Source organism: Mastigocladopsis repens PCC 10914 (genome assembly GCF_000315565.1).
Classification (GTDB): domain Bacteria; phylum Cyanobacteriota; class Cyanobacteriia; order Cyanobacteriales; family Nostocaceae; genus Mastigocladopsis; species Mastigocladopsis repens.
Genome location: NZ_JH992901.1, coordinates 107,987 through 120,433 on the forward strand (window position 1 = coordinate 107,987; position 12,447 = coordinate 120,433).

Annotated in this window: 9 protein-coding genes; 5 read left to right on the plus strand and 4 right to left on the minus strand. The window is 45.0% G+C overall.

The features are described from left to right. Positions 1-479 precede the first annotated feature (479 nt). A complete protein-coding gene (locus MAS10914_RS0102500; protein ID WP_017314321.1) occupies positions 480-1,046 on the minus strand; it encodes a TetR/AcrR family transcriptional regulator in 567 nt (188 codons plus the stop codon). 259 nt (positions 1,047-1,305) lie between these two features. Between MAS10914_RS0102500 and MAS10914_RS0102505 the strand changes: the two genes are divergently transcribed. Further along, the gene (locus MAS10914_RS0102505; protein WP_017314322.1) at positions 1,306-1,887 is read left to right on the plus strand and encodes a carboxymuconolactone decarboxylase family protein; all 582 of its coding nucleotides are present in this window, start codon (positions 1,306-1,308) and stop codon (positions 1,885-1,887) included. 80 nt (positions 1,888-1,967) lie between these two features. On the opposite strand, the gene MAS10914_RS0102510 is transcribed toward MAS10914_RS0102505, so the two are convergent. Next, positions 1,968-3,599: a 2-isopropylmalate synthase gene (locus MAS10914_RS0102510; protein ID WP_017314323.1), complete on the minus strand. Its 1,632-nt coding sequence runs from the start codon at positions 3,597-3,599 to the stop codon at positions 1,968-1,970. Positions 3,600-3,701: 102 nt separating this feature from the next. On the opposite strand from MAS10914_RS0102510, the gene MAS10914_RS0102515 reads away from it, so the two are divergent. The 3 genes from MAS10914_RS0102515 to MAS10914_RS29425 all read left to right on the plus strand — a co-directional run bounded on the left by MAS10914_RS0102515 (position 3,702) and on the right by MAS10914_RS29425 (position 7,374). Further along, the gene (locus tag MAS10914_RS0102515; protein WP_017314324.1) at positions 3,702-4,379 is read left to right on the plus strand and encodes a GntR family transcriptional regulator; all 678 of its coding nucleotides are present in this window, start codon (positions 3,702-3,704) and stop codon (positions 4,377-4,379) included. A gap of 250 nt (positions 4,380-4,629) precedes the next feature. After that, positions 4,630-5,574, plus strand: a complete 945-nt coding sequence (locus MAS10914_RS0102520) for an ATP adenylyltransferase family protein (RefSeq protein ID WP_017314325.1) — start codon at positions 4,630-4,632, stop codon at positions 5,572-5,574. A 159-nt stretch (positions 5,575-5,733) separates the two neighbouring features. Continuing rightward, positions 5,734-7,374, plus strand: coding sequence for a phosphodiester glycosidase family protein (locus MAS10914_RS29425; protein WP_017314326.1), 1,641 nt, complete (start codon positions 5,734-5,736; stop codon positions 7,372-7,374). A gap of 239 nt (positions 7,375-7,613) precedes the next feature. On the opposite strand, the gene recN is transcribed toward MAS10914_RS29425, so the two are convergent. Then, positions 7,614-9,356: a DNA repair protein RecN gene (recN, locus tag MAS10914_RS0102530; protein ID WP_017314327.1), complete on the minus strand. Its 1,743-nt coding sequence runs from the start codon at positions 9,354-9,356 to the stop codon at positions 7,614-7,616. A gap of 328 nt (positions 9,357-9,684) precedes the next feature. Between recN and MAS10914_RS0102535 the strand changes: the two genes are divergently transcribed. Continuing rightward, positions 9,685-11,820, plus strand: a complete 2,136-nt coding sequence (locus MAS10914_RS0102535; protein ID WP_017314328.1) for an ABC1 kinase family protein — start codon at positions 9,685-9,687, stop codon at positions 11,818-11,820. Positions 11,821-11,980: 160 nt separating this feature from the next. Here MAS10914_RS0102535 and MAS10914_RS0102540 read toward each other — a convergent pair whose 3' ends face one another. Beyond that, entirely contained in the window at positions 11,981-12,391 is a 411-nt protein-coding gene (locus MAS10914_RS0102540) for a hypothetical protein (RefSeq protein ID WP_017314329.1), read from the minus strand. Positions 12,392-12,447: the final 56 nt, after the last annotated feature.

A 12,447-nucleotide genomic window follows, 5' to 3' on the forward strand; every position in this document is an offset into this window, starting at 1 on the left:
TCCCTTTGATTAACCAGGGTTTTCTATTTAACGGGATTTACGAGCGAGTAACTCAATTGTGACATTATTGAAAGCGATCTGCTCAAAACAGCAGCGCTTTGCGATCGCATCATTATTTAGCTACTTGTTTCTAGTATTTTCAGTATAGTAGACAAAATTTATACCTTAATGACATTACTAATTTCCCACCGTTCGTGCAACTAGCTCGCGATGGCACATAAGCGTAACACGCAGGCTACGCCAACGCGCAGCGTGTCCCAAAGGGACTCAGTGCCCGCCTGCGGCGATGCTCCCAAAGGGAGCCGCCCAAAGGGCGCTCGCAGTAACGGCTAAAATGCATAAATATTTTTGCACAAGTACTTAAATCACAGATTCCTGTATGATTTCCCTCCGCAATAAGCGATAAATAACATCCTCTTCTAATTTTATCCCGGCTATAATTGCTAAGGCAGCGGTCAAAGAGTCAATGCTTTCAGATATTAACTCTGATTAATGAGGATTGATAAAGCATGACGAGCATAGTTTGCACCTGCTGGAGTTCCTTCAATCGTTGCCATCAGACTGGCACCACCAATTAACAGTAAGTACTGCTGAGAGAATGTTTCTGGATGACGAACCCCCGCTTCTATTGCTAGTTTCATAATATGAGTGCGAATTGCCTCACGCAACGATATGGAAACATAATGAGCCGGATGATTTGCATCTGCAATTTCAAGAACTGCATTAATGAATGGGCATCCCCGAAAGTCTGGTTGAGCATACCACTCCCCAAGCACATCAAATGTTGCAAGTAGCTTTTCTTTAGCTGTTTTTCCTCGCTCCTCAACAGCTTTCTGAAACCACTTCAACCACTGCTTTTCGCGATAGCGCATGACTTCCAAAATGAGTTGGTCTTTTGAGGGGAAGTATTTATAGAATGTCCGTTTTGCAACGTCTGAAGCAGCAATCACTTCGTTAATCCCAACGTGCTGAATCCCCTTCTGGTAGAAAAGCTGGGAGGCAGTTTCTAGGATGCGATCATAAATTTGGTTGGTCTGTGATGCCATAGCTAGTTTTCTTATCCATGTAGACAATCTTGTCTACTTAAAGTATTCTACTGAGTGTAGACAAACTTGTCTACGCAGCAACAAGTGTGTGATGAGTAGACATCTCCAGAAATTAATTGTGCGTTGTCTACAACCTTTGTAGAGACGCGCTATGGCGCGTCTCTACATTCTTTTTCGGAGATGTCTAGTGTAAATATCAGATCTTTACCCTCCAGCACGCAATGTTGTGTTATGCCAATACTTCACAAGATACAACCTAATGGAATTCACCATTTACACTCTGGAAACCGCCCCCGAAGAGTCCAAAGAAGCTCTGCGCGATGCTAAGGAAACTTTTGGCTTGATTCCCAACCTAGAGGGTATATGCGCTCTTGCCCCTGCGCTCTTGAAGGGTGGTATGGCTCTGTGGGATCTTTTCAGCACAACCAGCTTTAGTCCAGTTGAACAACAGGTAGTATACCTAGCAGTTAATTATGAAAATGAGTGTCACTACTGCATGGCAGCACATTCAGGGTTGGCAAAAATGGTTGCTTTGTCAACCGAGGATATAAATGCCATGCGAAATGGTGAACCTCTGCAAGACTCAAAACTACAGGCACTTCGTCACTTTACACAGCGAATGGTACAAGCTCGTGGTTGGGTTACTGATGACGAAATCGAGAGCTTTATGAAGGTTGGTTACACAAAGCAGCAGGTTCTAGAAATCATTCTTGGTATCGCTGTGAAAGTTATCCACAACTACACCAATCACATTGCTCAAACACCTCTCGATAACGAGTTTAAGCGCTACGCTTGGTCGAAACCCACTGTGTCTGAAGGCGTGAACACATCACAGTTATAAGGCGGGGAGTGTCAAAACTTAGTTACTGGAGTTTAAACTAAGGCATGGAAAATAACCCAGCGATGCTGGGTTAAAGAAATTTAAATTAGAAAATTAAGAACTGAGGCAGAACCTGAAGCATGGGACTTCTCTGTCTGCCTTTGCAAGAATCGATAAAGGCGATTCAGTGCGTTCATATGAGCATACGCTGCTGCGACTACAATATCAGTATCAGAAGCTTGTCCAGAGAAAATGCGCTCTTGATGCCGTAAGCGAATTGTGACTGTTCCCAGAGCATCAATTCCTCCAGTCACTGACTGAACAGAAAACTCAATCAGTTGGTTGGGAATTTGCACAACTCGATTGATGGCTTTATAAACAGCATCCACTGGACCTGTTCCCACTGCTGCATCCGTGAAAATTTCCCCATTGGGAGTCACGATTGTAATGGTTGCAGTCGGACAGGTGCAATCACCACAGGTGACTTGGACGTGTTCGAGTTGAAAGCTTTTTTCTACTTGAATTTGCGTTTCATCCCGAACAATTGCCTCCAAATCCCAATCCGACATCTCCTTTTTCTTGTCGGCAATTTCTTTGAACCGCATAAAGGCTTTGTTCAAATCTGCCTCACTCAACTCAAACCCCAATTCCTGCAGCCTGGTTCGCAAAGCATTCCGTCCAGAGTGCTTGCCCAAAATAATGCTGTTTTCAGAAAGACCAATGTCAGCAGCTTCCATAATCTCATAAGTCTGCCGATGTTTAAGAACACCATCTTGATGAATTCCAGATTCATGGGCAAAAGCATTTGCTCCCACGATCGCTTTATTCGGCTGAACCACAATTCCTGTAAATTGGGAAACCAAGCAAGAAGTTTTGTAAATCTCTTGCGTCTTGATGTTCGTTAAGGGTGCATCGCAATCAACCGGACGACCAAAGTAGGGATTGAAATGGGGTTTGCGAACCTGTAATGCCATGACAATCTCTTCGAGTGCTGCATTTCCTGCTCGTTCACCAATTCCGTTAACTGTACACTCCACCTGACGCACACCATTTTCGATTGCCGTCAAGGCATTTGCTGTCGCCAAACCCAAATCGTTTTGAGTGTGAACTGAAAGAATCACCCGCTCAATATTGGCAACATTTTCTTGAACACCCTGAATTAAGGCTGCCATATCTTTGGGTGTGCAGTAACCGACGGTATCGGGAATGTTGATGGTGGTTGCACCAGCAGCAATCACTCGTTCCAACACTTGATAGAGAAATTCTGGATCGGTTCGGCTTGCATCCATCGGGGAGAATTCCACATCTTCGACAAAGGACTTGGCATAGGCGACCATTTCTTCGGCGATCGCCAAAACCTCGCTTTGCGACTTTTTCAGTTGGTACTTGAGGTGAATATCTGAGGTAGAAAGGAAGGTGTGAATTCTACGATGAGCCGCAGGTTGCAATGCTTCAGCCGCAGCCTGAATATCTTGTCGAATTGCTCTTGCCAAAGAGCAAATGATAGGTCCACCCAATACGCCAACTTGTTGAGCTATGGTTCTAACAGCTTCAAAGTCCCCAGGACTGGCTACCGCAAATCCTGCTTCAATCACATCAACCCCTAAGAGAGCCAGTTGATGAGCGATCGCCAGTTTCTCTTCTACCAGCAGTGTTGCGCCTGGTGACTGTTCACCATCTCGTAGCGTTGTGTCGAAGATAATGACCCGGTCTGGTTGAGGTCGAATGCTCATGACTGTCTCCCGTGGTGTTAATAGAAGGGATTGTTAGACCAATGCTTTTGAATATTGTATACATAAAATTGTATACAATATAAATTATGCACCTAATAAATTATGGAATTAAATGATATAGCAGCAAACGTGCTGCAACAACAACGCAGTACTCCAGATTTGATTGCAGACGCTTTGCGAGAAGCAATTGTGCGGGGAATTTTTCAGGAAGGACAATCCCTTAGACAGGATGAAATCGCTACTCAGTTTGGCGTGAGCCGCATTCCTGTGCGGGAAGCTTTGCGACAGCTTGAGGCAGAAGGATTAGTAAAGATCCATCTCAATCGAGGAGCAACGGTGTCGGCACTTTCTCCAGCAGAAGCGCAAGAAATATTCGAGATTAGGAGCGCGTTGGAGGTGAAAGCGATACAACTGGCAATTCCCAAGCTAACCCCATCAGATTTAGAAAAGGCATCTGAGATTTTGGCACAGACAGATCAATTAACCGATGCAGGAATGCTTGCGAAACTGAACTGGGAATTCCACGAAACGCTTTATGCACCAGCCGAACGTCCTCGGTTATTGACGATGATTAAAACCCTACACCTGAATGTTGACCGTTACGTCCGCCTTCAGATGGCTCAAATGGATGACCTAGAGCGCTCCCAAAAGGAACACTATCAATTATTACAGGCTTGTCAACAGCACGATACTAAAGGTGCTGTCAGGCTACTCAAAAAACACATTGACACCGCAGGAGAGCAGCTAGTTGCATACTTGCAACACAACGTTCACAGCTAATCTGACCAAACAAAGAACTTAGTACAGCTTTGCATTAATTCGTGACGTTTTAATTTGTAGTAAATACTTTAGCACTAAAGTATTTGTAGTAAGTGCTTTAGCACTCTTCGTGCTGACTACGAACGATATGCATCATCTTCATTTCGTTACCAACTTTTGCAATCCTGTACTAAGGTACAAGCAAATATTTTAAGTAGACTTGGTGAGTAGTTACACCAACACAAACACTCTACTGGTACAATATTTCGCTATGCTTGAAAAGAAACCAACTGCACAGACAGAAATTTTACTGCAACCAGGCACGTTGGGGAAACGTGTCAGAGAGCAGACTGAGTATGCTCTACAATGCGGAGCGCTGGTGACAATAGCAACGGAATCTGAATTTATAGAGCAAGGTGGTGTTCGCTTCTTGGTGCGAGTTTTATCTAACCTTGCCCGTAAAGACGCAGCAAAGCAAAAACAAGAGAAACAAACCTCCTCTAGCAAAGATTTCAATCCCTTTCTTCCTTATGAGGAAGATTTGTTTGTTGCAGATATCTCCGATACTCATGTCTGTCTGTTGAACAAATACAACGTTGCGGACTATCATCTGCTCATTATCACACGTGCGTTTGAGGAACAGGAAAGCTTACTCACCTTGCAAGATTTTGCAGCAATGTGGGCGTGTCTTGCTGACTTTGATGGTTTAGTTTTTTACAACGGTGGCAAGGTTGCAGGTGCGAGTCAGCGACACAAGCATTTGCAAATTGTTCCACTTCCACTTATACCTGACGGATTGCCGATACCCATCGAACCTCTGCTGGCATCCGCCCAATTTCAAGACACTGTTGCCACTATACCGCAACTTCCTTTTGTACACGCCCTGACAAGGCTAGACCCCTATTGGGCACAATCTCCATTAAAAGCGGCTGAAGCCACGCTGGAGCGCTACCGCACTTTGCTACATACAGTAGGCTTAGAAGACAGTAACGGAGCGAGTGGAAATAGGCAATCTGGTTCTTACAACCTTCTGCTGACGAAACAATGGATGCTAATTGTACCGCGATCGCAAGAAAGTTTTGAGTCAATTCCTGTCAACTCACTAGGATTTGCGGGTACGCTGTTCGTGCGAAACGAGCAACAAATGCAGATTCTCAAAAACCTGGGACCAATGACTATTTTAGAGAAGGTTGCCGTACCCACAACATTTGCTTAACCGAATGTTTAATCATACACAACGAGCCATTAAATCTTAGCGATTAAGTTAAGGGTACGAAAACATTGTTGTACTTACATGCACAAAGACTCTCAAGTTTTCAGACCCTCAAGTGCTTGTGATGGATTTTACCTCTTATCAGATGAAAGGGGTTAAGTCATGAACTGGAAAGCCCGTCTCTTCGTCAAGGGAACAGCTTTGTACTTAGTCGTTCCGGTTACTTTGCTTATTACCGTAGTTGCACCGTTTGTTAGCAGTGCTCACCAAGAATCAAATCAAACGGGTGAGAGCGCAAAGCGCCTCGCCCTTGCAGGTGAGCGCCATTTGCAGTCGCTTCCGCTTGGGAAGTCTAATTTGAACGAATCGCGGGTATCAAATCAATTAGCGCCTGGTGTGCTCCACACGACTATTGTTAGAGGTGAGCAGTCCAAGCGTGATGTCTATACAGTCGATGTTACATTCAAAGCGACTTCACAGGAAGCTCAAACTGTCGCTGAATCATTAGTCGCTTTAGGATATCAGCCTCGTGTTCAACCGATAGTGCAACGAGCACCAGATGATCCAGATTCTGGTCCACTCGGTTATTTAGTCCGCGTCGGTACTTTCTCTACAGAAGCTCTTGCTACTGAATTACGCAATCAACTTACAGCCGATGGATATTCAGGACTCAGAGTTGTGAACACGGGAGAGGATGGCGGAGAAACAACTGGTCCGTGGGTGGTGAACGTACTTGAGGTAGACCCCGCTTTGTTTCAAGGAGAACTTGCTCCCGCACTCGCGACTGAAATTGTCCCTGAAAATGAACCTTTAACACAGCTTGCTGAACGAACCAAAGCTTTAGCAGCCGTCAATGGGGGATATTTTGTCATTGGAGCAACCGATGGTACTCCAGGCGACCTAGCAGGTATTTCCATTCTTAACGGAAAGCTCGTGAGCGAAGCTGTCAATGGCAGAACAAGTCTTATCCTCCCTTCCGGTTCTGGTAAAAGTGTCCGTATAGCTGCTCTGACCTCTCAAGTGAGTGCAACAGCAAACGACGGTGCAACCCGTGAGGTGGATGGGTTGAACCGTAAGCCAGGTCTGATTCGCGGTTGCGGTGGTGTCGGTGGAGATGCGCCGACTGAAAGCCCCAAGCATGACTATACCTGTACAGATAGCAGCGAACTCATTCAATTTACCTCAGCCTTTGGACAAACCACAGAGCCAGGGGAAGGAGTGGAAGTGGTCCTTGATGCATCAGGGCAAGTCATTGAATTTCACCAGCAGCGGGGAGGTCAGATTCCACGCAATGGTTCAGTTTTGTCAGGTACGGGTGATGCAGCTGAATGGTTACAAACTCACGCGCACATTGGGGGAAAGATTGACATTCAAACTAGTGTTTTGGCTGATGAGAAGGAACTCCCAATTGAAGAGGGTCTAGGAGTCATCAATGGTGGTCCTCGGTTACTACGTCATGGTAAAATACAGATTACTGCCTTCAGTGAAGGATTCCATTGGCAGGAAAACCCTGAGTTTTACTACAGATTTGGGATACGACGTAACCCTCGGACATTAGCTGGAATTACGGCAACAGGAAAGCTGCTGTTGGTGACAGTTGACGGTCGTCAACCAGGAAGGAGTGTGGGTGCTTCTTTTGAAGAAAGCGCTCGGATTATGCGATCTCTCGGAGCAACAGATGCTGTCAATCTTGATGGTGGTGGTTCCACAACCATAACTATTAATCAGCAGCTGGTTAACCGTCCATCTGACGCCACCGGAGAGCGACCCATCGCCGACGCGATTGTTATCCAGCAGAAATAGCTTTTCAGCTATATAGCGGTTTTCAATTGGGTGCAATACATTCAAAGAATTAAGGAACCACAGCTAAACACAGATGAAGAGAACTCTTGCAAAAGTATATTTTTTTATATCGAACCACAGATGAACACCGATGTCATATCTGTGTGAATCGGTGTCCATCTGTGGTTTTATTTTCAAGATTATTCACTTTTGCAAGAAGTCTAAGCTGTACTTCTTTCTTCTACATACCCTGCTTGTCCTTAGCTTTTTCGGCGGTGGTTAGCTGCTTGCGTCAACAAAGACTCAGCAAAAGCTATAGCCTCCTGCGCCGACTTCCCACCAGCCAACTGTGCCAGTTCTTCTCGACGCTTGTTTAAATTATCCAAGGTCGTGACTCGCACAACAGTACGCTGTTCAGGATGCCCATTGTTTTCTTTGTGAGATTTAGCTAGAGTAATGACTTGCTTATCAACCCGAAAATGCTGGTCTGCCATTGCTGCAACTAAAGGTTGGTGTGTGACACATAATACTTGGGAATTTTGACCCAACTGATGCAATTTTTCTGCAATTGCCTGCGCCACACGTCCGGAAACCCCAACATCAATTTCATCAAATACCAGTGTTGCACTCTCATCAGCTTGGGAAAAACAAGCTTTGAGCGCCAGTAAAAAGCGGCTCATTTCACCGCCAGAAGCAATTGCTGTTAAAGGTTGCAATGGTTCTCCGGGGTTGGGACTAAACAAAAAGGTAATTTTGTCTGCTCCTGCTGCGGTTGGGGAAGTCGAGACAATCTCAACTTGAAACTGTACCTTTTCCATTGCCAAAGGTTTGAGTTCTCTGATGAGTTCCCCTTCTAAAGCAGCAGCAGTGGTGCGCCGCAACTGAGTTAACTTGTGACAAGCTTGGGTCAGCTTTTCCAAACAAACATTTTCTTGCTGTTCTAAAGTGTCAATGGTTTGTTCGTTATCATTGAGTTCAGCCAATTCCCCTTGGATGCGCTGGTAGTAAGCAATAGCATCTGTGAGTGCTGGACCGTATTTACGACAAATTTGCTTTAATTCCTGTATACGCTCTTCGACTTCCTCTAAGCGTTGCGGATCTGCTTCTAAGCTTTCCCCATAGGTATTGATTTGCCGTGCCACTTCTGCCAAAGTTGCTTGAGCATCTCTCACCATGTCCAACAGCGGTTGTAGTTGGGTATCGTATTCTACCATGTCAGTTAATGTCGCCTCACTGTCTCCCAGTAAGTCTGCTACTGCTGGAGCTTCGCCATCATTTTGGTACAAAGCCTGATAAACTTTGTAACTCATCTGTTGCAGTTCAACGACATGATTGAGGCGTTCCCGTTCTTGCAAAAGCTTTTCCAATTCATCGGGTTCGCTGAGGTTTGCTGCTGTGAGTTCCTGCACTTGATACGTCAGCAAGTCGAGTTGTTGGAGGCGATCGCGTTCTGATGTCCGGCGTTTTTCTAATGCTGTATGCGCTTGTTGGTAAGCGGAAAATGTGGAGCTGACAAGCTGACGCTGCTCCATGAGAGAGTCACCACCATATATGTCCAACCAGTCGCGAACTTGAGCAGACTGTCCCACTTGTACAGTTTGCCCTTGGGCTGTAATTTCCACAAGGCGTTCCCTCAATCCTGACATCACCTGTCGATTGACTAACACTCCATTGACTCGCGAACGAGAGCGAATATTCGTGGATGTGGCTGTGATTTCTCGGCTAATGATGATAGAGTTATCTTCTATTAAATCTATTTCCTGTTCACTCAAAGTCACAGCTAATGCCGAGTTTGAACTGAACGTCGCTTCTACCATTGCCCGACTTGTACCAGTACGAATAACTCGACTGGAGACTTTACCGCCCAATACAGCATCAATCGCATCTAAGATAATCGATTTCCCCGCGCCGGTTTCCCCTGTCAATACATTAAGTCCAGCGCCAAATTCCAGTTCTAGTTGGTCAATAAGGGCAAAGTTTTCTATTCGCAAGAGAGACAACATTAAGTCAAATTCTCCGTGAGGACAGACGCTGGATTCAATTCATTTATGAGACACTCAAAGATGATCTCTAAGCGATCAGCAAGACCTAATACTATTGGACTAGTAAGACCTCTTGAGTGTACCAAACCTAGTTTAGTTTGACTTCGATATATATGGTTCTAACGATAGAGTTTGTTGGTTAGGGAACAAGTTATTAATTAAGGATTAGATAACAAAGTATGAATTTCTCACTATTGCCTATCCCCTATCACCTTTAAAGATTTACGCCTTTGCATAACACATTGTTACAATACTTAACATAATAACTCCGACGCGGTGGTAGAGCTACATGAATGGTAAGACAGTTCCCCCCACTTCCCAAGCAATAAAGCAAGACAGTCACGTAGTGAGCGTAAACTCGGGGAAGGTTTCCCTTGTGTCGGCTCTGGCGAAAGAGCCTAACTCACCCAAACTGTCCAATACTGAACTAGTGGCTGAAAATGGTGCGCTAGTCAAAGTTGTCAGCTTACCCACCTCAGAGGAAACTCAAGAACACAAGGTGCTGGTAGCTACAAAGCCTGAGTCTGAAACTATACTTTACAATCCTCAGGAGATTTCGGCGCATTACCAAAAAAGACCCCTACAGGTTTTACGGCGAATTATCACAGTTTTGACATCAACTCTTCGCTTTGCTTTCGGGTTATGGTGGGATAGCAAGCGGGGAGTTGTCGTCAAAAATGACCTACGACGTGCAATTCAGTTGCGAGAACTACTGACAAGGCTCGGACCTGCTTACATCAAAATTGGACAAGCTTTGTCCACCAGACCAGATCTAGTTCCTCCTGTGTATCTGGAGGAACTGACTCAACTGCAAGACAAATTACCACCTTTTCCCAACGAAATTGCTTATCGGTTTATTGAAGAAGAACTAGGTTCTTCGCCAGAGGAGATTTACGTTGAACTCTCTGCTGAACCAATTGCTGCTGCTTCCTTGGGTCAAGTCTACAAAGCTAAACTCAAGTCTGGTGAAGAAGTCGCTGTTAAAGTCCAACGTCCGGACTTGAGAGAGCGCATCACCATTGATTTGTATATTCTACGTCAATTGGCTGCATGGGGGAACAAAAACATCAAACGGGTGCGGAGTGACCTTGTCGGTATCCTTGATGAATTAGGTAGTCGCATCTTTGAAGAGATGGACTATATTCATGAGGGAGAAAACGCCGAGCGATTTTTCCAGCTTTATGGTCACATGAAAGACGTTTATGTACCAAAAATTTACTGGGAATATACCAATCGTCGTGTGTTGACGATGGAGTGGATTAACGGCGTTAAATTAACCCAAACAGAAGAACTTCGCACTTTAGGCATAAATGCTCGTTATTTGATTGAAGTCGGCGTGCAGTGTTCACTACGCCAGTTGCTGGAACATGGTTTTTTCCACGCTGATCCTCACCCAGGTAATTTGTTAGCCACACTAGATGGTCAATTGGCTTATCTCGATTTTGGGATGATGAGTGAGATTCAGCCGCAGCAGCGCTATGGTTTGCTGGAGGCGATCGTCCACGTTGTCAACCGTGACTTTGATGCCTTGGCAAAAGACTATGTCAAGTTAGAGTTCTTATCTCCAGAGACAGATTTAACACCTATTATTCCAGCTTTTGCTAGAGTGTTTGCTGATGCCCAAGGAGCCAGTGTTGCTGAATTGAACATCAAAAGCATCACTGATGAACTCTCGGCTTTGATGTATGAATATCCCTTCCGTGTACCACCCTACTACGCTTTAATTATTCGTTCTCTTGTGACGTTGGAAGGAATAGCTATTAATATTGATCCCAACTTCAAAGTCCTCAGCGAAGCTTATCCATACGTTGCTAAACGCCTGTTAACCGACCCAGCGCCTGACTTAAGAGCATCACTGCGGGAGTTACTGTTTAAAGAAGGTAGATTCCGCTGGAATCGTTTAGAAAATTTGTTACGCAATGCTCGTAACAGTCAAGACTACGACTTTGACTTGGTACTGAATCAGGGGATAGACTTTTTGTCTTCCGAACGCGGTGCTTTCATTCGAGACAAACTAGTGGATGAATTTATCAAAGGACTCGATGCTTTAGGTAGAAATGTTTTGCATAACTTTACATACCTGCTGCGGGAAAGAGTTGGGGTGACTGCAGTCAATGAAACTCCTGCTGCTTCCATTGAACAACAACAAACGTTGGATCACATTAAACGTATTGTCAATATTCTCCAAGAAACCCGTGGTTTTGATCCAGCGCGACTTGCACCTCAAATTGGCCAGTTGTTCTTCAACCCAGGGGTACAGCGTTTGGGTCAGCAAGTCGCCAACCAGTTGGTGCAGAAAGCTATTGCAAGGTTCATTCGGCAACTGTTGGCATCAGAAGAAGTAAATGCCGCTCAAAATAGCACTTTGAACCAGCCTGCAAGGTTATCTTTACCTGCTGCAAGAGAAAAGCCCCACAGACTATAAGTCTGGGGCTACACATACGAAGCCCACCTCCGTGGGCTGAAAACCTTATAGGCTGAGGAAGCAGCCTTTGTTTGTGTAGCTCCAGTCAAAGCGATCGCCGCTGAAAAAGGCGTTACACCCAACAATGAGACTTATCGGAAATTCTCTAGATTGCGATAGATCAAAAATCGACAAGTTCAGCAGTTCCGGACAGATTAAGCACGTTGTAAGTTTGCAGTTGTCTTGCACCAGGAACGACACGAATGAAAGTCTGGCTGAGAATAGCTATGGTTTGAATTGGGACATTCACGGACTCTGAAGACAACTGGACGACCGGCAACAACAAACTTAGGCTCTGATAGCCCTGATCGCCTTCATTGTTTTCTAGCATTACGGTCACAATTCGCCCGATTCCGTTTTCTACTCCGGTATCTTCTACTCGAATCTCAGAACCACTAAACGTTCGAGTTTCACCCTGATAGGTGAAGTTAAACTGTGGCTCTCCGGTAATGCTGGTGGTGGAATAACTAAGCTGAGTATTATCGCCTTGCAGGTCAAACTGATTCGGTTCCAACCGCGTTAATTCTTGCATGATTTTTTCTCCTTGAATTTTTGAGTTCAGAGTTTGAACTCTATCTGTAGGGTGAT